Source organism: uncultured Ferrimonas sp. (assembly GCF_947489035.1).
Classification (GTDB): Bacteria; Pseudomonadota; Gammaproteobacteria; order Enterobacterales; family Shewanellaceae; genus Ferrimonas.
Window position 1 is genome coordinate 124,877 of record NZ_CANLCI010000005.1, and the last position, 19,466, is coordinate 144,342.

Annotated in this window: 21 protein-coding genes and 1 riboswitch; of the genes, 16 read left to right on the forward strand and 5 right to left on the reverse strand. The window is 54.9% G+C overall.

The features are described from left to right. Positions 1–134: 134 nt before the first annotated feature. Positions 135–277, forward strand: a riboswitch (molybdenum cofactor riboswitch). From moaA to Q0796_RS05075, 7 genes are all read left to right on the forward strand, one after another. Continuing rightward, entirely contained in the window at positions 265–1,245 is a 981-nt protein-coding gene (gene moaA / locus Q0796_RS05045; RefSeq protein ID WP_298440787.1) for a GTP 3',8-cyclase MoaA, read from the forward strand. It overlaps the preceding riboswitch by 13 nt. Positions 1,246–1,274: 29 nt before the next feature. Beyond that, on the forward strand, positions 1,275–1,799 hold the full coding sequence (moaB, locus tag Q0796_RS05050) for a molybdenum cofactor biosynthesis protein B (protein ID WP_298440789.1): 525 nt from the start codon (positions 1,275–1,277) through the stop codon (positions 1,797–1,799). After that, positions 1,796–2,269, forward strand: coding sequence for a cyclic pyranopterin monophosphate synthase MoaC (moaC, locus tag Q0796_RS05055; protein WP_298440790.1), 474 nt, complete (start codon positions 1,796–1,798; stop codon positions 2,267–2,269). The genes moaB and moaC overlap by 4 nt, the downstream gene beginning before the upstream one ends. Positions 2,270–2,272: 3 nt before the next feature. Then, positions 2,273–2,521, forward strand: coding sequence for a molybdopterin synthase sulfur carrier subunit (gene moaD, locus Q0796_RS05060; RefSeq protein ID WP_298440791.1), 249 nt, complete (start codon positions 2,273–2,275; stop codon positions 2,519–2,521). A gap of 1 nt (position 2,522) precedes the next feature. Then, positions 2,523–2,969 carry a molybdopterin synthase catalytic subunit MoaE gene (gene moaE, locus Q0796_RS05065; protein ID WP_298440792.1) on the forward strand — a complete coding sequence of 149 codons (447 nt, stop codon included), beginning with the start codon at positions 2,523–2,525 and terminating at the stop codon, positions 2,967–2,969. Positions 2,970–3,086: 117 nt separating this feature from the next. Beyond that, entirely contained in the window at positions 3,087–3,761 is a 675-nt protein-coding gene (locus Q0796_RS05070) for a TIGR01621 family pseudouridine synthase (protein WP_298440794.1), read from the forward strand. 45 nt (positions 3,762–3,806) lie between these two features. After that, positions 3,807–4,517, forward strand: a complete 711-nt coding sequence (locus Q0796_RS05075; RefSeq protein ID WP_298440796.1) for a hypothetical protein — start codon at positions 3,807–3,809, stop codon at positions 4,515–4,517. A gap of 12 nt (positions 4,518–4,529) precedes the next feature. Here the strand turns inward: Q0796_RS05075 and Q0796_RS05080 are convergent, their stop codons facing one another. The 3 genes from Q0796_RS05080 to moeA all read right to left on the reverse strand — a co-directional run bounded on the left by Q0796_RS05080 (position 4,530) and on the right by moeA (position 6,985). After that, entirely contained in the window at positions 4,530–4,778 is a 249-nt protein-coding gene (locus Q0796_RS05080) for a GlsB/YeaQ/YmgE family stress response membrane protein (RefSeq protein WP_298440797.1), read from the reverse strand. A gap of 237 nt (positions 4,779–5,015) precedes the next feature. Then, positions 5,016–5,774, reverse strand: a complete 759-nt coding sequence (moeB, locus tag Q0796_RS05085; protein WP_298440798.1) for a molybdopterin-synthase adenylyltransferase MoeB — start codon at positions 5,772–5,774, stop codon at positions 5,016–5,018. Next, positions 5,774–6,985 (reverse strand): molybdopterin molybdotransferase MoeA, encoded by a 1,212-nt coding sequence (gene moeA, locus Q0796_RS05090; protein WP_298440876.1) that lies wholly within the window; start codon positions 6,983–6,985, stop codon positions 5,774–5,776. Before moeA ends, moeB begins: the two co-directional genes overlap by 1 nt. Positions 6,986–7,272: 287 nt before the next feature. On the opposite strand from moeA, the gene Q0796_RS05095 reads away from it, so the two are divergent. The 3 genes from Q0796_RS05095 to Q0796_RS05105 are packed head-to-tail and all read left to right on the forward strand — an operon-like array spanning position 7,273 to position 9,043. After that, positions 7,273–7,935, forward strand: a complete 663-nt coding sequence (locus Q0796_RS05095) for a 7-cyano-7-deazaguanine/7-aminomethyl-7-deazaguanine transporter (RefSeq protein WP_298440801.1) — start codon at positions 7,273–7,275, stop codon at positions 7,933–7,935. Continuing rightward, complete coding sequence (locus tag Q0796_RS05100) at positions 7,935–8,576, forward strand: HD domain-containing protein (RefSeq protein ID WP_298440803.1); 642 nt, start codon at positions 7,935–7,937, stop codon at positions 8,574–8,576. The genes Q0796_RS05095 and Q0796_RS05100 overlap by 1 nt, the downstream gene beginning before the upstream one ends. Before the next feature lie 5 nt (positions 8,577–8,581). Continuing rightward, the gene (locus tag Q0796_RS05105; RefSeq protein ID WP_298440804.1) at positions 8,582–9,043 is read left to right on the forward strand and encodes a GNAT family N-acetyltransferase; all 462 of its coding nucleotides are present in this window, start codon (positions 8,582–8,584) and stop codon (positions 9,041–9,043) included. A 609-nt stretch (positions 9,044–9,652) separates the two neighbouring features. Here the strand turns inward: Q0796_RS05105 and elbB are convergent. Then, positions 9,653–10,303 (reverse strand): isoprenoid biosynthesis glyoxalase ElbB, encoded by a 651-nt coding sequence (gene elbB / locus Q0796_RS05110; RefSeq protein WP_298440806.1) that lies wholly within the window; start codon positions 10,301–10,303, stop codon positions 9,653–9,655. 432 nt (positions 10,304–10,735) lie between these two features. Between elbB and polA the strand changes: the two genes are divergently transcribed. Next, a complete protein-coding gene (polA, locus tag Q0796_RS05115; RefSeq protein WP_298440808.1) occupies positions 10,736–13,486 on the forward strand; it encodes a DNA polymerase I in 2,751 nt (916 codons plus the stop codon). Between the two features lie 461 nt (positions 13,487–13,947). Here polA and yihA read toward each other — a convergent pair whose 3' ends face one another. Then, positions 13,948–14,583, reverse strand: a complete 636-nt coding sequence (gene yihA, locus Q0796_RS05120; protein ID WP_298440810.1) for a ribosome biogenesis GTP-binding protein YihA/YsxC — start codon at positions 14,581–14,583, stop codon at positions 13,948–13,950. A 175-nt stretch (positions 14,584–14,758) separates the two neighbouring features. On the opposite strand from yihA, the gene Q0796_RS05125 reads away from it, so the two are divergent. The 5 genes from Q0796_RS05125 to hemN all read left to right on the forward strand — a co-directional run bounded on the left by Q0796_RS05125 (position 14,759) and on the right by hemN (position 19,366). Beyond that, positions 14,759–15,385, forward strand: a complete 627-nt coding sequence (locus Q0796_RS05125; protein ID WP_298440812.1) for a c-type cytochrome — start codon at positions 14,759–14,761, stop codon at positions 15,383–15,385. 745 nt (positions 15,386–16,130) lie between these two features. After that, positions 16,131–16,766 (forward strand): class I SAM-dependent methyltransferase, encoded by a 636-nt coding sequence (locus Q0796_RS05130; protein WP_298440814.1) that lies wholly within the window; start codon positions 16,131–16,133, stop codon positions 16,764–16,766. 38 nt (positions 16,767–16,804) lie between these two features. Continuing rightward, on the forward strand, positions 16,805–17,341 hold the full coding sequence (yihI, locus tag Q0796_RS05135; RefSeq protein ID WP_298440815.1) for a Der GTPase-activating protein YihI: 537 nt from the start codon (positions 16,805–16,807) through the stop codon (positions 17,339–17,341). 21 nt (positions 17,342–17,362) lie between these two features. After that, on the forward strand, positions 17,363–17,830 hold the full coding sequence (locus tag Q0796_RS05140; RefSeq protein ID WP_298440817.1) for a DUF2489 domain-containing protein: 468 nt from the start codon (positions 17,363–17,365) through the stop codon (positions 17,828–17,830). Between the two features lie 150 nt (positions 17,831–17,980). After that, complete coding sequence (gene hemN, locus Q0796_RS05145; RefSeq protein ID WP_298440819.1) at positions 17,981–19,366, forward strand: oxygen-independent coproporphyrinogen III oxidase; 1,386 nt, start codon at positions 17,981–17,983, stop codon at positions 19,364–19,366. The last annotated feature ends 100 nt before the right edge of the window (positions 19,367–19,466 follow it).

The window sequence follows — 19,466 nt, forward strand, 5'->3', positions numbered from 1 at the left end:
TGAAAAAGTGACCAAGATCACAGAGGCTATGCTGCCAGCCAATGGCAATTGCGGCTTTGCTTATGGAACGCTCACATCATCAGAGAAAGTGTGATCTAAGCGGATTGTGATGAACGCTGGCTATACTTTACACTGCCTCTATTGTGAACCGAGCTTATGCGACCTAAGTCATTCCTTGATAAGGCACATAAGCCGTGGCCATTGGGGCCACCAGGGTCAGACGCGAAAGCGGCTGTGCCTCCCGGATATTTGGAAAGGTGACACATGCAACAACTGCAAGATCGGTTTGGTCGCCGATTTCATTACCTGCGTTTATCCATTACCGACGCCTGTAACTTTAAGTGCCAATATTGTCTGCCCAACGGCTATAAGCCCAGCGGTAAGCCACATCATCTCGCGCCGGACGAATTGTCACGGGTGATGCGCGCCTTTGCCGCCTGTGGCACCCGCAAAATTCGCATTACCGGTGGCGAGCCCAGCCTGCGCAAAGATTTTGAACAGATCCTCGAATTGGCGGCAAACACCCCCAAAATCGAAACCGTTGCGACCACCACCAACGGCTACCGTTTGGCAGAACACGCCGCCGACTGGCAGCGCTGTGGCCTTGATCAGATCAACGTGTCGGTCGACAGCCTTGATGGCAACGCCTTTGCGCGGATCACCGGCGACAGCCGCTTTGATCTGGTGATGAAGGGGATCGATCGGGCGTTAGAGCTGGATTACCGCCGAGTGAAGATCAACACGGTGCTGCTGAACGGCCACAACGCCGATCAGCTGCCGCTGTTTCTGAACTACATCCGCGATCGCAAAGTGGACATCCGCTTTATCGAGTTGATGGAAACCGGCTTGCACCACGATTACTTCAAGGCGCACCACCTGCCCGGCACGGTGATCCAACAGCAGTTGCTGCAACAAGGCTGGCAACAGGATCCCAGCGATCAAGACGCTGGCCCAGCACTGAATTACAGCCACCGCGATTACGCCGGTCGCATCGGCTTAATCATGCCCTACTCCAAGGATTTCTGTGCAACCTGTAACCGCTTACGGGTGTCCTCTATCGGCAAACTGCACCTGTGCCTGTTTACCGAAGCCGGCATCGAATTACGGGATCTGTTGGGCAGCGACAATCAACTTCCAGAGCTTGAGCAGCGCCTGCATCGGGCACTGCTGGGCAAACATGAAACGCACTATCTGCACGATGGCGACGCTGGGGCAACTCCGCATCTGGCCTCCATCGGCGGTTAAACCACCAATAACGAGACTGAGACACCATTATGGGACACCTTTCGCAAGCCAACTTTGTACCACTGAACGTGGCGGTTTTGACCCTGTCTGACACCCGCACCTTGGAAAACGACAAGTCCGGTCAATATCTGGTGGATAACCTGATCGAAGCAGGCCACAACGTGGTTGAGCGTCAGATCATCAAAGACGATAAGTACACCATCCGCGCAGTGATGTCCGACTGGATCGCGTCCGAGCACGTGCAGGTGATCATCTCAACCGGTGGCACTGGCTTTACCGAGCGCGACTCCACCCCAGAATCGGTGGCGCCGCTGTTCGACAAAGAGATTGAAGGCTTTGGCGAGCTGTTCCGTCACATCACCTTTATGGAGCTGGGCACCAGCACCGTGCAATCCCGCGCCATCGGTGGCATGGCCAACCGCACCGCGATTTTCTGCCTGCCGGGCTCCACCGGCGCCTGTCGCACCGGTTGGACCAAGATCCTCAAAGAGCAGCTGGATTCGACTCACCGTCCGTGCAACTTCGTTACCCACTTGAAGCCAACCGACAAATGAACCAGTTCACTCACATCAACGACAGCGGCGAAGCCCACATGGTGGACGTAACCGCCAAAAGCAGCACCGAACGCGAAGCCCGTGCCGAGGCGATCATCAAGATGGCGCCCGACACCTTAGCGATGATCATGAGCGGCGAGCACCACAAAGGCGACGTGTTTGCCACCGCGCGCATTGCTGGGATCATGGCCGCCAAAAAAACCTCGGATCTGATCCCACTGTGCCACCCGCTGATGCTGACCAAGGTGACCGTGGATCTGTACCCAGAACCAGAGCACAACCAAGTGCGCATTCAGAGCCTGTGCAAATTGGCTGGCCAAACTGGGGTCGAGATGGAAGCGTTAACCGCCGCCACAACCGCCGCGTTAACCATCTACGACATGTGCAAAGCGGTGCAGAAAGACATGCTGATTGAAGGCGTGCGTTTGCTTGAGAAAAAGGGTGGCAAGTCTGGCCACTTCAAGGTGTAACTGATGATTAAGGTTCTATTTTTCGCCCAGATCCGCGAAGTAACCGGCTGCGATAAATTAGAGATTGCCGCCAGCGAAGGGCTTACCGCCGAAGCGCTGCGGCAGCAACTGCTGAGCCGTGGCACCAAGTGGCAACTGGCCTTGGGCGACGCCAATGTGTTGGTGGCGGTAAACCAAACCCTGTCGGGTTGGGATACGGCGCTGCACAGCGGCGACGAGATCGCCTTCTTCCCACCGGTTACCGGAGGCTAGAATGAATCGGGTTCAAACGGAAGATTTCAGTGTTGCCAACGAATACGACCGCTTAGCGCACGATCCCGGCTGCGGCGCAGTCGTCACCTTCGTCGGCAAGGTGCGTGATTTTGGTGACAGCAGCAACGTCAGCGCCATGACCCTAGAGCACTACCCAGGCATGACCGAAGCGGTGCTGGGCCAAATTGAAGCCGAAGCCCGCCAGCGTTGGCCACTGGATGAAGTGACCATCATCCACCGTGTCGGCGATTTGCAGCTGACCGATCAGATCGTTTTTATTGGCGTCTCCAGCGCCCACCGCAAAGCCGCCTTTGCCGCCTGCGAATACCTGATCGATTTTCTGAAAACCCGCGCCCCGTTCTGGAAGAAAGAGACCAGCGACAACGGCACCGTTTGGGTGGACGCCAAAGACGCCGACGCTCAAGCCGCCGAGCAGTGGCAACGCTAACGACGACGAACGTTAACGGCTGCCGTTGATGCAGCGCTATAATCGGGCTCCCACTAGGGAGCCTTTTTTCTTCCTACTCATTCCAGCAACTTATTCAACCAACCCAATTGAGAGCCTATGTACCAACTTGTCGCCGAACAGCCCGATTTCATCGTCATCAACAAAGCCTGCGGCGTCCATTTCCACAGCCAAGATGGCAGCGCCGGCGTGGTGGCGCAGGTGGAAGCGGATCGTAACGAGAAGCTGTTTAGCGTGCATCGGCTCGACACCCCAACCTCGGGTTTATTGCTGTTGGCGCGCTCCAGTGCCGCCGCCGCTCACCTCAGTGCCCAGTTTGCCGAGCACCGCATCGAGAAACGCTATTTGGCGCTGTCGAAGGATAAGCCAAAGAAGAAACAAGGCACCATTGAAGGCGGCATGGCTAAGGCGCGGCGCAGCCAGTGGAAGCTCACCCGCGAGAAAGACAACTACGCCATCACCCAATTTATCAGCGCGTCGGTAACGCCGGGGCTGCGGGCGTTTTTGCTGCGGCCGCTGTCAGGCAAAACCCACCAAATTCGAGTGGCGCTAAAATCCATCGGCGCGCCGATTTTAGGCGACAGCCTGTATGGTGGCCAAGCCGCGGATCGCACCTACCTGCACGCCTATCAACTGAGCTTTGAGCACGGCGGCCAACAGCATCAGTTCACCGCCGCGCCCCATCTTGGCGAGCACTACCAACTGCCGCAATTGGCGCAGCTGTTAGCCCAGTGGCAAGCGATCCCACCGCAGTGGCCGCAGCGCCAGCGGTGATCTTTGCTACGCTCAATGTCTCTTTCCTGCACAGGAAGCGATGTTATGCGTATCCGCATTCTCAGCGGCGTGTTTTTAGGGCTATTGGCGGCTGCACCGGTTGCCGCAACCGTCATTATCCACGCTAAGCAGATCACCGGTTTTACCGAGTTACAAATCGGGCTGGGATCGAATCGGGCGAAGGCACTCGAGACCCTCAGAGTGAATGGGTTTGTGACTGAGCCTGCCTGTTTGTCCAGCCAAAAAGCTAATTGCTGGTATATAGTGCAGTGCCCCAATGCGGGCGCATGGTATGCCATCGCCGACAGCAAACCGCCCGGCCAATCGGTGGGGGCTGCCTGCGGCTTCACCAGCAAACAAGCGGCGATCAACGCCGCCGTTGCCCAATGCCAAGCCAAAGGCGTTCGTTGCCAAGCCAATAATTGGGGGTTTGATAATGGCAGTGATCATCGCTTAGGGGGCAACAGAACCAACGGCATCTATGCCCCTAAAGCGCGCGGCGGCACCACCGCATTGAATACCGATCCAAATTATTATCAACGCTTTACCCATTCTGCTGCCCCCAAACGCAAACCCAGCCCCAAGCCGAGCGCCGATCCCTTCGATGACAGCGCCTTTGAGGCGTGCTTAGCGCAAACCAGCCATCGCTGGGAAGCCTGCGTTGATCGCTGTTTTAGCCTGAGCCATAGCCAACAAATCAGCTGCAGCGAAGGCTGCGATCAGCAGCACAACGTCGACAATTGCAGCCGCTACTAGCACTAGCGGCAATCAACGCACAAAGCGGTTGTAGACAAACAGCAGCACAAAGGCGCCCAGCGTGGCGGTGATCAAGCTGCCAAGATTGATGCCGCTGACGCTGCCAAGGCCAACAAAGGAGCCCAGCCAACCGCCGACAAAGGCACCGGCGATCCCCAGCACCATGGTCATAAACCAGCCGCCATCGTCTTTACCGGGCATCAACCATTTGGCCAAGGCGCCGGCGATCAAACCCAAGATAATCCAAGAAAAAATCCCCATTGCAGTACTCCTAAGTGGTTATTGTTGCAACGGGTTTAAGCATAGTTCGCGGATCGTCACCAAGCGCCAGAAACGCAAACGCCCGCTCTACAGAGCGGGCGTTGCTTAGCGGGGCACGACTTAATTACAACTACTACCACCTTCTCAGGCGGAAAATTGAGCCAGAGATAAGGCCGATTGCCGACGGCATGGATGGTGGGCCACGTTGAGGTAGCCTAACGCCGTATCGGGCTCAATTTACCCCTGCGAACCGCACACCGGGCAATTGGGGCGCTTTGGCAATTTCATCTCGCGAAACTCCATGGTCATGGCGTCGATCATCAAGATGCGCCCAGACAGGGTTTTGCCCATGCCACTAAGCTGCTTCACTGCTTCGGTGGCTTGCAAACAGCCAACCATGCCCACCACTGGGGCGAGAATGCCCGACTCCACGCAAGACAGCTGCTGATCGCCAAACATGGCTGAGAAACACTGGTAGCAAGGCTTGTCGTCGCCGTAATCCAGCACCGTGACCAACCCTTCCATCCGAATGGCGGCGGCGCTGATCAGCGGCGTTTTGCTGGCAAAGCAGCAGCGATTAAGCAGGTCGCGGGTGGTGACGTTATCGGTACAGTCGAGCACGATCTGATGCCGGCCCACCTGCTGCGCTAATTCGGCTTCCTCTAAACGCCGATCAATCACATCAATGCGCACGTGGGGATTGAGCTGGCGCAGTTCGATGGCGGCGGATTCGGCTTTGTTCATGTTGATGCGCGCATCGCGGTGCAGCACCTGCCGCTGCAGGTTCGACAGCTCAACGTGGTCAAAATCCACCAAGGTGATCTGGCCAATGCCGGCAGTCACCAAATATTGCGCCGCCGCGCAGCCTAAACCACCGGCGCCGATGATCAGCGCATGGGCCTGTTTCAACGCTTCTTGGCCGTCGATGTCAAAGGCGCGAATGACAATTTGACGGTTGTAGCGCAGCAGCTCCTGATCGCTAAGGATGTCGTCCATTACAAGCCACCCAACACGGCGCTGAACGGCTCAACGGTGACGGTTTCACCGGCTTGTGGGTCCTGCTTCTCTTTCGGTAGCACAATAAAGCAGTTGGCGCGGCTCATCGAGGTGGTCATGTCGGAGCTTTGGGCGCCCGTGGCGGCCACCTGCAAGCTGCCATCGGCGGCTTGGGTTAACACCCCCCGTTGATACTCCTGTCGGCCTGGGCCTTTTTTCAACGCCGTGGTCAGGGTGGCGTTGAATAACAGCGGCGTTTTTTGCGCTTCCCCACCTAAGTGGCTCAGCAGCGGCTGCACCAATTCGTAGCAGGTCACCATCGACGACACCGGATTGCCCGGCAAGCCACAGAACCAGCTGTTCGGTAAGCTGCCAAAGGCGAACGGTTTGCCCGGCTTGATCGCCAGTTTCCAAAAATTAACCTGACCCATCTCATCCAAGATGATCTTGATGAAATCCGCTTCACCCACCGAAACGCCGCCGGAAGTTACCACCACATCCGCCAAGGCATCGGCCTGCTCAAAGGCGGCACGCACTTTGTCGATGTCGTCGCTGATCACGCCCAGATCGATCACCTTTACCTGCATCTGCTCCAGCATGTGGCGCAGGGCATGGCGGTTGGAGTCGTAGATCTCGCCGGCTTGCAGTGGCTCTCCCGGGGCTTTCAGTTCATCGCCAGTGGAGAACAGCGCCACGGTTAATTGCCGGTATACCTTCACTTGCGCCACCCCAACGGTGGCCAGCACGCCGATTTCAGTGGGGCTGATCCGCTGGCCTTTGGTGAGCACCGTAGTGCCCGCCGCCAATTCGCTGCCACGGCCACGAACAAACTGGCCATGCTTACAATCAAAGTTAAAGGTCACCTGATCGCCATCGCTGCTGGTGTTCTCCTGCATCACAATGGTGTCTAAGCCTGACGGCAGCAACGCCCCGGTCATGATCCGCACGCATTGTCCCGCGGGGCACTCGGCTTCGAATGGCACCCCTGCAAAGGCTTTACCGGCGATGGTCATGGTGGTGCCCGCGGCCACTTCGGCGCTGCGAATGGCGTAACCATCCATGGCGGAGTTAGCAAAGGGCGGCAGATCGATGGCGGCCACCACATCTTCGGCCAACACGCGACCGTGGCACTGCGCCAGATCGACCATTTCGATGTCGGTTGTTGGGGCCACTTGGGCACGCATGCGCACCAGCGCGTCTTTAGGCAACATCAATCCTGGCTGACTGCAACAATCTTGAATCACGGCTCATCGATCCTTATCAATTCGGTAAGAGGCTAATTATGCCATTGCGGTAAACTATTTATCCGACCCACATCACCTTATCCCAATCCCAGTGAATTGGCTCACGCGGCGTGACCGCACCGCCACTTCTGCCAGTTGAAACAGCAAAACCCTTGCACCGCATCCATTGGTGCCTATAATTTCGCCCTCGCTGCCGTCGCAGCGATCCACCGTCGTTCGGGTTCCCTCACCCCGTTAAGCAAAAAGGTAATATCATGCTTCAACTTTCCGTGGCGCAACAACAGCGCGCGTTGCTGATCTTAGTCAGCTTTCATATTCTGATCATTGCCGCCAGTAACTATCTGGTGCAGCTGCCATTTCAATTATTTGGCTTGCACACCACTTGGGGTGCGTTCAGTTTTCCATTTGTTTATCTGGCCACCGATCTGACGGTACGGATGTTTGGTGCCACGTCAGCACGTAAAATCATCTTTGCCGCCATGGTGCCCGCACTGCTGATCTCCTACGTTATCTCGGTGCTGTGGTTTGAAGGTAACTTTGTTGGCGCCAGTGGCCTCACTGAGTTCAATACCTTTGTCGCCCGGATCGCCTTTGCCAGCTTTGCCGCTTACCTGTTTGGCCAGTTGATGGACATTAAGGTGTTTGCTCGCCTGCGCGCCAATAAACGCTGGTGGCTGGCTCCGGCAGGCTCAACCATTTTCGGCAACCTGATCGACACCATGGTGTTCTTCTCGGTGGCGTTTTACGCCAGCGCCGATCCCTTTATGGCCGAGCACTGGACCGAAATCGCCAGCGTCGATTACGGCTTCAAACTGCTGATCAGCCTTTGTCTGTTTTTGCCTGCTTACGGCGTACTTTTGAAGCTGCTGGCTGATAGAATCTTGATCTCGAATCCGAGCCGTACTCAGGAGATCTAATGACCCATCCTTTTGATGCGACGTGGCAGCAACGCTGCCGCGATTGGGCCGCCGCCGCTGGCAGCGATGGCGCCCACGATCTAAGCCACATCGAACGTGTTGTGGTGGCAGCAAAGCAGCTGGCCGAAGCGGAAGGTGCCGACTTAGCCGTTGTCTTACCGGCCGCGTGGTTGCACGATGTGGTGCTGATTGATAAGCGCGATCCCCGTCGCCAACAAGCATCACAACTGAGCGCCGATAAAGCCGTGGCGCTGCTGGCTGAGCACGGCTACCCGCAGCAACACCTTGATGCCATTCATCATGCGGTTGCCGCCCACAGTTGGTCTGCTGGGATCCCCTGCCAAAGCTTAGAAGCGCAAGTGGTGCAAGACGCCGATCGCTTAGATGCCCTTGGCGCCATTGGCCTCTCGCGCTGCTTAATGCTGGGTGGCCAATGGGGACGCGATCTCTACGATGTGGCCGATCCATTAGCCACCCAGCGCGAACTGGACGATAACCAGTTCAATCTGGATCACTTCTTCATCAAGCTGAAGAAACTGCCGCACACCATGTCGACCCCATCGGGCAAAGCCGAAGGCGAGCGTCGTTGGGCCTTTATGCAGCAGTACGTGGATCAGCTGATGCACGAACTCGGAAAATAAAGCCGATGATCAGTCGTCAGTGGCGCCAAGGCAGCATTGCCGAAGTGGTGGCGCTATCGCAGCAAATTCCGGAATTTGACGCCCCCTATGGGGTGGATGAATATCAACGGCGGCTGCAGCACAGCCCCCACCTAATCCAAATTGCCGAAGTGGAAGGCGAGCCGGTTGGTTTTTATGTCTCTTACGCCAAATCCAGCCACGAATGTTATTTGTGGATGAGCGGCGTATTGCCGGAATTTCGCGGCTTAGGCTTGGCCTCGTTGCAGTTAGAGGGACTGCAACAATGGGCACAACGCTTTGGCTTCGATCGGCTGACGGTGAAGAGTCGCAACCGCTACGCCAGCAAGTTGCAGCTGCTGTTACGCCACGGTTTCCACATCACTTCGGTGGATCCTAAGAGCGACGACAGCCTCGATTTTCGGATCCACTTCTGTAAGGCATTGACACCGTTAGTCAAAAACAATTGATAACGAGTTGCATTTGCGACTGATTATCATTTATATTGGCTCTGCGTTCCAATCCAATGAGTCGCTCACACTCATGAACGCGCATTGCTCACGAAAGTTTTAGGCCAGCCACCACGCTGGCCTTTTTTTTGGCTGTGTATTAGTTAACTGTGGGCGTTGCTGCGCGGTAGCTATTGTCGCCTGCGGCGAGCTTCGATGGCACTGCTTTCAAGTGGTTATGTCGCCGTGGCGACGTCACCCTAACTCGTAGAAAAAGGGGGGGATCCTCCCTTTGGGATCCCATTGCCTTAGCACAGCTCAACTTTCGCTCCTTGCACTGCGCCATTCGGCACGGCATCGATGCGCCATGGATGGCGCATCTGGCTGTTGCTGCAACGCAATGCGGCGAAAACGAGGGGTTGTCGTCACCTCGGAGGCGCTCGGGATTGCAAAGGGACGAGTCCCTTGCCCGCCGCCGGGCGGTCCCGGCAATGACCGTTATGCCGCAGCGGGTCATCCACAATAAGTTCAACAGCTCATTGGTACACAGCCTTTTTTTGGGCTGCGATCCCGTTAACCGCTGCCATGGCCGAATACCCACCGTAAAGATGACCCGCAGCAAGTACCGCCTTACGCCCAGTCCATCACCTGAGTCACCAGCGCATCAATGCTGTCGGCGGCTTCGCCAATGTTGCCCGCCAACATATAAGCCGGCGAGCTCACCACTTTATGCTCGCTATCCAGCGCCAGCTCGGCCACCGGACAGATCTGGTGCTTACCGCCCATCTCGCTAAAAGCCGCTGCGGTATCAGCATCATGGCCAATGGTGCCAATGGCACCGGCTCCCACCACCTGCGGGATCAAAACCGGCGCTATGCACAGGTAGCCACTGGGCTTGCCTGCCGCCACAAAGTCTTGGCACGCACGGCGTACCGGCGGGGCAATCTGCATGGCGCTGCCTGCCACCGCAAAATCACACAGGTTCTTGGCGGCACCAAAGCCGCCGGGCAAGATCAGGCCGTCAAACTCAGCCACATCCAGCTCGGTGATCGGCTTAATGTCGCCACGGGCGATGCGGGCGGATTCCACCAACACGTTACGCTGCTCTTGGGTTACTTCACCGCTAAGGTGATTCACCACATGCAGCTGATCTTGGTCTGGGGCAAAGCACTGCACCGCGGCACCAGCCCGATGCAGCGCCAACAGCGTTAATACCGCTTCGTGGATCTCGCTGCCATCAAACACCCCGCAGCCACTTAAGATCACTGCTATCCGTTTCATCTTCGACTCCTTGTTATTCCGATAGAAAGGCCATTGCCCTGTGCTTAGAAAAAATCGTTTTAATGATTTGTTACAACCACGGTGGAACTGCTGTTTTTTTGTGCTAACTTAGCCACCAGCTTTACGGACAACAGCGAAATTTCACCTTTTGCTAGTCCATATGTGCCACGGATGGCAAGCAATATCCACAGTTGTCATTGTCGTTTTACCTTACGCCATAAATTTCAGTGTTTTCGCCGGTAATCCCCGTGGTTACTGGATTTCAATGCTGGCTGACGATCCAGATCACAAATTTAAAAATCGTTATCCACAGACTCTGTTCACAAGGTTATCCACAGGAAACGATGAAACGGTAAAGCCTGTTCAATCACTGGCTTGGATCCGGTGGTCGTGGCATCCTAGCGCTTTACTCATCAACTCAGTCCTGACCCCATGTCCGACCAACCTCTGATCCTCGTCGACGGCTCCTCCTATCTGTATCGCGCCTTCCATGCGCCACCGCATCTCACCAACTCCAAAGGCGAGCCAACGGGTGCGGTATACGGGGTGGTTAACATGCTCCGCAGCCTGTTGCGCCAATATAAGCCGACCCACATGGCGGTGATTTTTGACGCCAAAGGCAAAACCTTCCGCGACGAAATGTACTCAGAGTACAAGGCACAGCGGCCACCGATGCCCGACGATTTGCGCAGCCAAATTGCGCCGCTGCACGCCATCATTGAAGCGATGGGCTTGCCGATGATTGTCGAATCCGGGGTAGAAGCCGATGACGTGATTGGCACCTTGGCTCGTCAAGGCGAAGCCGCCGGTTACGATGTGTTGATCAGCACCGGCGATAAGGACATGGCGCAGCTGGTGACCGACAAGATCACCTTGGTGAACACCATGACCGACACGGTGCTGGATCCCGCAGGCGTAAAAGAGAAGTTTGGGGTTGGCCCAGAGCTGATCATCGATCTGCTGGCGATGATGGGCGATAAGGTCGATAACATTCCTGGCTTACCAGGGGTGGGCGAGAAAACCGCCTTGGCGATGCTGCAAGGGATCGGCAGCTTAGCAACCATCTACCAAGACATTGATGCCGTGGTGCCGCTGGGCTTCCGTGGCAGCAAAACCATGCCGAAGAAACTGGCTGAGCACAAAGACGCGGCATTTCTGTCGTACCAACTGGCCACCATTAAGATCGATGTTGAGCTGACCGAGAAACCAGACGATCTGAACATCAAAGCCGCCGACAACGACAAGCTGGCCGAGCTGTACGGGCAGATGGAGTTCCGGCGCCTGTTAGCGGAAGTGTTAGAAGGTGGCGCGGCAGCCCCCGCCGCGCAACAGGTGGATGTGCACACCGGCGAAGTGGCCGCCGTTGAGGCGATTGCCACCGACTACCACACCATCTTGACCGAAGCCCAGCTGGATCAATGGATAGCCAAGCTCAATGGCGCCGAGCTGTACGCCATCGATGCCGAAACCACCAGCCTCGATTACATGACCGCCAAATTGGTGGGCTTGTCGTTCTCGGTTAAAGCCGGTGAAGCGGCTTACCTGCCTTTGGGCCACGATTACGATGGCGCGCCAGTGCAGTTAGATCTGGCCACCACCTTGGCCAAGTTAAAACCATTGCTGGAAGACCACACTCCGAAGAAAGTCGGTCAAAATCTGAAGTACGACATGTCGGTGCTGGCCAATTACGACATCGCCTTAGCTGGGATCGCCTTCGACACCATGCTGGAGAGCTACTGCTATAACTCCACGGCGGGCAAGCACAACATGGATGACTTGGCGCTGAAATACTTAGGCCACAAGACCATCAAATTTGAAGAGATTGCCGGCAAAGGCGCCAAGCAAAAAACCTTCAACCAGATTGAGCTGGAACAAGCCGCCCCTTACGCCAGTGAAGACGCCGACATCACCCTGCGCTTGCACCACACCTTGCAGCCGTTACTGGCCAGCGAGCCAAGCTGCGAAGCGGTGTTCAACGACATCGAGTTGCCCTTGGTGACGGTCATGTCAGCGATGGAACGCAACGGCGTGATCGTCGATGGCGATATGCTGCATCAACAAAGCAGCGCCATCGCGGTTCGCTTGGATGAACTGGAAAGCGACGCCCACAACATCGCCGGTGAAGTGTTCAACTTGAGCTCACCCAAGCAGTTGCAGGCGATCCTATTCGATAAACTGGCGTACCCAGTATTGAAGAAAACCCCGAAAGGGGCGCCATCCACCGCCGAGGAAGTGCTGCAGGAATTGGCGCAGGATTATCCGCTGCCAAAAATCATCTTAGAGCATCGCTCGCTGGCCAAACTGAAGAACACTTACACCGATAAGCTGCCGGAGCTGATCAAGCCAAGTGGCCGCATCCACACCAGCTATCATCAAGCGGTCACCGCCACTGGGCGCTTATCCAGCAGCGATCCAAACTTGCAGAACATCCCCATTCGTACCGAAGAGGGCCGCCGTATTCGCCAAGCGTTTATCGCCCCTGAGGGCTGCAAATTGCTGGCGATCGATTACTCGCAAATCGAATTGCGGATCATGGCGCACCTGTCTGGCGATGATGGCTTGCTGAGCGCCTTTGCCCAAGGCAAAGACATTCACCGCGCCACCGCAGCCGAAGTGTTTGATACCGCCTTTGATGACGTCACCACCGACATGCGCCGCAAAGCCAAAGCGGTTAACTTTGGCCTGATCTACGGCATGTCTGCCTTTGGCCTCGCCAAGCAGCTCAACATTCCTCGTTATGAAGCGCAGGATTATATCGACCGCTACTTTGCCCGATACCCAGGCGTATTGAAGTACATGGACGACACGCGCGAACAGGCCCACGCTCAGCAATACGTGGAAACCCTGTTTGGCCGTCGTTTGCACCTGCCGGAGATCAACGCGCGCAATAAGATGCGCCAACAAGCGGCAGAACGAACCGCCATTAACGCCCCTATGCAGGGCACCGCTGCCGACATCATTAAGAAAGCGATGTTAGCGGTGCACCAGTATTTGGCCGAGCAAGATCCCGCTGAAATTAAACTGCTGATGCAGGTACACGATGAATTGGTGTTTGAAGTGCAGGAAACCGCGGTGGCCAAACATCAGCCTAAATTGGTGGCATTGATGGAAGCGGCCGCCGATTTGGCGGTGCCATTGATCGCGGAAGCCGGGCTTGGCGCCAATTGGGACGAAGCCCACTAAATCCGGTTCGATTGTGAGATAAAGCACATTTCAACTCATACACCAATGAAACCACTTTACCCATCAACGCGGGCTTCGTTATGCTTGATGGGTAGGGTACAGAGGTAAGATGTTCTATTACTGAACAAAGAGCGTTCGCGCTTTGGACTTCAGTTCTATCTTTCAAACCTGTTTTTGATCGACCCTTTGGGTTGGTCGCCAAGAATTGGCACCCCGGTCTCCATTGGAGATCGGGGTTTTTTTGTGCCTAAATTTCGCGGCGGTTGCCACAGCGAAGCAAAGCCATTAGTGCCAGTGCGGGTTTAGAGTAATAACTTTAAAGCGACGAAATGTTGCGCTATAGTAGCGTCATCAAGTCACCCTTCGGGTTGGTTGATATTGTTATCGTTTTAGAAAGCTTCTCCCCATATTAGCTTTTAATGGTCCGGTGCTAAGTACTCTCAGCACCGGCTTTTTTTTGCCTATTCCGCCAGCCCAGCTTCAATATCGCTGTGACGCTGGAACCAACCATTCAGCACCCGCAACGCCGGTTCACGGCCAGTGCCTTTCAAAGAAGAAAACAGCTGAACGGTGATCTCTCCACCCAGCTCAGATAGGTTTTCTTTTACTTTTTTCAATACTTTATTCTTTTCAGACTGCTTCAGTTTATCGGCTTTGGTCAGCAGCACCAGTACCGGCATTTCGGCCGCAACCCCCCAAGCAATCATGTTGGAATCTAAGTCTTTCAGTGGATGACGCACGTCCATCATCACCACTAAGCCACGCAGACACTGACGCTCTTCTAAGTACTGTGCCAGCTTCTCTTGCCACTGCAGTTTCATCTCCAGCGGCACCTTGGCAAAGCCATATCCCGGCAGGTCAATTAAGCGCCGTTCATCGTCCAACCGAAAGACGTTAATCAGCTGGGTACGACCCGGAGTTTTACTGGTGTGGGCCAAGCCTTTGTGATCGGTCAGGGTATTTAATGCGCTGGACTTACCCGCATTAGAACGACCGGCAAAAGCGATCTCCATACCCACATCTTCAGGCAGATGGGTAATATCAGGGGCGCTGGTTACGAAACTCGCCCGGCGAAAATCAACGATTTGATCAGTCACTGTGTTCTCCAATGAGCCAGATCTCAGCCAATCCGGAACTAAGTCTCAGAATTACGTGGCTATTCGATCTGGATCCAATTTTGTGTAAAATGCTCCGCGCATGCTCCCTCTAGTTTATCAGGCGAGCGATGCAGCAGGGAATCCAAACGCGCGCGATACAACAAGTTGGAACGTTATGAAAAAGTTTGCAGTAGTTCTGGCCGCAGCAGCGGCATTTTCCACCCCAACCATGGCCGCGGGCGATGCCGCCGCAGGTCAAGCCAAAGCGGGCACCTGTGTGGCCTGTCACGGTGCCGATGGCAACAGCCCTATCGATCTGTACCCAAAGCTGGCTGGCCAGCATGAAGGCTACCTGCTGAAGCAGCTAAAAGATCTGAAACAAGCAGCCATGACCGGCGGCAAAGAGGGTCGTAATGATCCGGTAATGAGCCCAATGGCAATGATGCTGGCAACCGAGCAAGACATGGCTGACGTCGCCGCGTACTTTGCTAGCCAAAAAGTCAGTGCTGGCAGCGCCGCCGATGCAGAGGTTATCGCCGCAGGTGAGAAACTCTACTTAGGTGGTGATCCAGAGCGTCAGATTACCGCTTGTGTCGCCTGTCACGGCGTGACGGGCCAAGGCATGGAGATGGCTGGCTACCCAGCCTTAGCCGGTCAACACGGTGGCTACATTAAAGGTCAGTTGCAGAAGTTCCGTAGCGGTGCCCGTAACAACGACATGAACGGCATGATGAGCGACATATCTAAGCGTCTGAGCGACGACGACATCGCCGCATTAGCGCAGTACCTGAACGCCAAATAATGGCACTGTAATGCCAGCAAAAGGAGGCCGATTGGCCTCCTTTTTTGTTTTTCAAACAAGGCGTTTTACCTGAATTGTTCAAAATTCACCAAGTAAAGCCTAGGTTTTTGCTCAAGCTTTGGTAATTGATGCTTTTTACATCGCTTTAGCTTTGTAAGAGATCGACCACATTGAGGTTACGACATTTGCATTTGTTTGCGGCCGGGTTTAGACAAAAGTCTAATCATTTCAACAAGGTGAATATTTAACAATTTTTCGTGAGTTAAATCACTGTGTAAAAAAAGTTGCGATCCAGTTCAAAGTGGGTAAAGTGTTGCTCAAACAAGAGTTGGCAACACTGAAGCGCAAGCGACAGGCCCACAGGAAGTGAGCACCGGAAGCCAACCTGTTAGGACAACAGACAGGCCGTAAGAGCCTGCCCCCCATGGACTGGGACAACACGGAAGTGTTTTGTTTATCGTCAGGATGACGAGCTCGCCGCAGACTGGCTGAGTAACGAAAAGGACGACATCCACTTAAGGATGAATAAGAAAGTGTCAGGAATGACCGAAAACAACATTTATTGCATGGAAGCACACAACAATAAATGGATGTAAGACCGGGAACGTCTCTAAGCAGGTAAGGATGCCTGGTAAAAAATTTGGAGGAGTGTCTTTTGGCACCAATAGGCGACAGAGCATTCTGTCGCCTTTTTTATTGGCTCCTTGATATACTCGGCTTACTACCGCTCTTGCTAGGAACGTCCATGCTCTGCCCGCTGTGCCAGCACCCCAAACCGCATCATTATCATCAAGATAAGCGTCGCCATTATTTTCAATGTCCACAGTGCCAGCTGGTGTTTGCTGATCCCGCCACATTGCTGCCCGCCAGCGCCGAAAAGCAGGTGTACGACCAACATCAAAATGATCCCGACGACCAAGGCTACCGTAAGTTCTTAAATCGCTTAGCCGAGCCACTGTTAGAGCGACTGCCGCTACAGCAGCAGGGCTTAGACTTTGGTTGTGGCCCTGGGCCAACGTTGTCGTTGATGATGGCGGAAGCTGGCCATGAGGTGGCCCTGTACGATCCCTACTTCCAACCGGATCGCAGCCCGCTAAAGCAGCAGTACCACTTTGTCACCTGCACCGAAGCGATAGAGCACTTTTACCAGCCCAGACGCGAATGGCACCTGTTACTGCAGTTACTTCAGCCTGGGGGTTATCTGGGGATCATGACAAAATTGGTCCGCAATAAAGACGCCTTTGCCCGCTGGCATTACAAGAACGATCCAACGCACGTCAGCTTCTTCAGTGAAGCAACCTTCGCCTATTTGGCCAAACAACACGATTTGCGCCTAGAAATCCTCGGTAGCGACGTCATTCTGCTGCAAAAATCAGCATAATCTGGTAGAGTCGCCCGCCCAAACGGAGACAGACCCCCATGACCCGAGCAAAACGATCTCGAAAAGTGAACACCAACGGCCCTGCCCGCCCACCTCGGGAAAAGAAGCAGGCCGATGTTAAAAAGAGCAAAAAGAACGTCAAAGGCCAAGCCACTGGCAGCCGTTACAGCGGTAAAGAAGTGCAAGATGCCGTGACTGGCGCCAACGTGATCAAGAAAGACCCACGTTTAGGCAGCAAAAAGCCAATCGCCTTGGTGGTGGATAAGCCACAAGCCGCACCAAGCAAACCACAGCTGAGCCCAGAAAAAGAGCTGGCACAACTGGAAAGCAACCCACGCTTAACCCAGTTGCTGGACAAATTGGAAGGCGGCGAACTGTTATCGCAAGCCGATCAATTCTGGCTGGATAGCACCTTGGCGCGCATTGCGGTGTTGATGGACATCTTGGGGATCAGCGACGATCTGCCACAAGAGCCAGTCTCTGCCCCCGCAGCAGCACCAAAGGCCGACAGCGAACAGGATCTGTTTGACCAGTTCGAACAAGGCAGCGATCTGCTCGACCAATTTAAAGACTAAGCCTGCGCAGGAGAGGCCATCATGTCCCTACAAGGAAGTTTACTGCTCGCGGCTCTGATCGTCATTGCCGCCCTGAGTGCCTACGCCATCAAACTGTGGCGCCAAGTGGCCGAGCAACAGCGCCAACGCGACGCCAAAATCAGCGAGCGTCAGTTGTTGTTGCAGGATCAGATCCAGCAGATCGCCAAAGCGGCCGAAGCCGAACAATGCCAAGCGGCCGAAGCGGCTTTGCGCTTAGTCAATTTGTTGCGTGCCATTCCCGGCACCGAGCAAGCACAGTTAGCCGCACAGTTTCCGCACTTGCACGCGCTGTACGATGCCATCAGCGACCAACCGATTTTGGAAGCGCGCAAAGCGTTGGATAAAAAGGAGCGTCGCCGCTTGGATCGCGAGCTTGAGTTGCAGCAAAGTAAGTTAGGCCCCGCCATCGCAGCGGATCTGGCCATCCTGACTGACGCCAGCTGGAGCGCCAAGTCGTTACAGCAATAACTCCGCCAATCACAAGCTGATGCTTAAGGCGAGGCCGCAGCTAGGCTTGTGATTTGTTGAGCTTGATCCCACCTTGTAAAGAACGGTAACAAACCCCTTCGTCAAAGCGTGTCGATACCTCCGAAAAGGGGCATAATCGAACGTGAAGTCATGAGGAGAGCCCAAGTGCAGGACAAGATCAGTTGGAACCAAGCGTTGATTGAGAAGTATAACTACTCCGGTCCACGCTACACCTCCTACCCAACCGCGGTAGAGTTTCATAAAGAGTTCAGCGAGCAAGATTTAGCGCAAGCCATTGTCGGCTCTGATAAAGAGACGCTGTCGCTCTACATCCATGTGCCGTTTTGTCACAAGCTGTGTTACTACTGCGGCTGCAACAAGATCATTACTCGTCACGCCCACAAAGCGGATCAGTACCTGGACTACCTTGAGCGCGAAATCAAAGCCCGCGCCCCTCACTTCAAGCACTTAACCGTTACCCAGATGCACTGGGGCGGCGGCACTCCGACCTTCTTAAGCCCGGCTCAGATCCGCCGCTTAACCGGGTTACTGAAGCACGAATTTAACTTTGCCGAGCAAGGTGAATTTTCGATTGAGATTGACCCTCGTGAAGTGGAGATCTCAACCTTAGACGTACTGGCGGAAGTGGGCTTTAACCGCATCTCGGTCGGCGTTCAGGACTTCAATAAGAAAGTGCAGCAAGCGGTTAACCGCGAGCAAGACGAACAATTTATCTTTGATCTGCTTAAAGCGGCCAAAGAGAAAGGCTTTAGCTCCACCAACGTTGATCTGATCTACGGCTTGCCGCATCAAACGCCGGAAAGCTTCAACGAAACCTTGGAGCGGATTAAAGAGCTGGCACCGGATCGCTTAAGCGTATTCAACTACGCCCACCTGCCGCACCGTTTTGCCGCCCAGCGTAAGATCCACGATGAAGATCTGCCAACCCCACAGCAGAAGCTGAAACTGTTGGAAAACAGCATCAACATCCTGACGGCTGACGGCTACCAGTTTATCGGCATGGATCACTTTGCTAAGCCCGATGACGAATTAGCCAAGCTGCAGCGCGCCGGTAAGTTGCACCGCAACTTCCAAGGCTACACCACCCAACCAGACGCCGATCTGCTGGGCTTGGGCGCCTCTGCGATCTCGAGCATTGGCAACGCCTACGCGCAAAACGCCGTGGATCTAAAAGATTACTACAGCACCATTGATGAACAGGGCACCGCCTTGGTTAAAGGCTGCTCGCTGGAGCGGGACGACTTTATCCGTCGCGCCGTCATCAAACAGCTGATCTGCCATTTCGAAATGGACAAGAGCGTGATCGAGCGCGATTGGGACATCAATTTCGATGACTATTTCGATGCCGATCTGAAGCTGCTGCAAACCTTCGTTGATGACGAACTGGTTGAGCTGGATGGCAGCATCATCCGCGTTACCGCCCAAGGCAATCTGCTGATCCGCAACATCTGCATGTGCTTCGATCGCTACATGCGTGAAAAAGCCCGCCAGCAGCAATTTAGCCGCGTGATCTAAACGCCGTTTCGTTCTGTTGCCACAACGGCGCCCTAATCGGCGCCGTTGTTGTCTCTGCTGTTCGGCCTGCCGAACAGCACCGCTTTTGTGTTCCGCGAAA

Coding starts and splice junctions, on each gene's coding strand:
- moaA (WP_298440787.1), top strand. CDS start 265: ATGCAACAACTGCAAGATCGGTTTGGTCGCCGATTTCATTACCTGCGT.
- Q0796_RS05140 (WP_298440817.1), top strand. CDS start 17,363: ATGTCCCTACAAGGAAGTTTACTGCTCGCGGCTCTGATCGTCATTGCC.
- moaE (WP_298440792.1), top strand. CDS start 2,523: ATGAATCGGGTTCAAACGGAAGATTTCAGTGTTGCCAACGAATACGAC.
- polA (WP_298440808.1), top strand. CDS start 10,736: ATGTCCGACCAACCTCTGATCCTCGTCGACGGCTCCTCCTATCTGTAT.
- Q0796_RS05095 (WP_298440801.1), top strand. CDS start 7,273: ATGCTTCAACTTTCCGTGGCGCAACAACAGCGCGCGTTGCTGATCTTA.
- Q0796_RS05100 (WP_298440803.1), top strand. CDS start 7,935: ATGACCCATCCTTTTGATGCGACGTGGCAGCAACGCTGCCGCGATTGG.
- Q0796_RS05130 (WP_298440814.1), top strand. CDS start 16,131: ATGCTCTGCCCGCTGTGCCAGCACCCCAAACCGCATCATTATCATCAA.
- Q0796_RS05125 (WP_298440812.1), top strand. CDS start 14,759: ATGAAAAAGTTTGCAGTAGTTCTGGCCGCAGCAGCGGCATTTTCCACC.
- moeA (WP_298440876.1), bottom strand. CDS start 6,985: ATGTTGCCTAAAGACGCGCTGGTGCGCATGCGTGCCCAAGTGGCCCCA.
- moaC (WP_298440790.1), top strand. CDS start 1,796: ATGAACCAGTTCACTCACATCAACGACAGCGGCGAAGCCCACATGGTG.
- Q0796_RS05070 (WP_298440794.1), top strand. CDS start 3,087: ATGTACCAACTTGTCGCCGAACAGCCCGATTTCATCGTCATCAACAAA.
- moaB (WP_298440789.1), top strand. CDS start 1,275: ATGGGACACCTTTCGCAAGCCAACTTTGTACCACTGAACGTGGCGGTT.
- Q0796_RS05075 (WP_298440796.1), top strand. CDS start 3,807: ATGCGTATCCGCATTCTCAGCGGCGTGTTTTTAGGGCTATTGGCGGCT.
- moaD (WP_298440791.1), top strand. CDS start 2,273: ATGATTAAGGTTCTATTTTTCGCCCAGATCCGCGAAGTAACCGGCTGC.
- Q0796_RS05080 (WP_298440797.1), bottom strand. CDS start 4,778: ATGGGGATTTTTTCTTGGATTATCTTGGGTTTGATCGCCGGCGCCTTG.
- moeB (WP_298440798.1), bottom strand. CDS start 5,774: ATGGACGACATCCTTAGCGATCAGGAGCTGCTGCGCTACAACCGTCAA.
- Q0796_RS05105 (WP_298440804.1), top strand. CDS start 8,582: ATGATCAGTCGTCAGTGGCGCCAAGGCAGCATTGCCGAAGTGGTGGCG.
- elbB (WP_298440806.1), bottom strand. CDS start 10,303: ATGAAACGGATAGCAGTGATCTTAAGTGGCTGCGGGGTGTTTGATGGC.
- yihI (WP_298440815.1), top strand. CDS start 16,805: ATGACCCGAGCAAAACGATCTCGAAAAGTGAACACCAACGGCCCTGCC.
- hemN (WP_298440819.1), top strand. CDS start 17,981: ATGAGGAGAGCCCAAGTGCAGGACAAGATCAGTTGGAACCAAGCGTTG.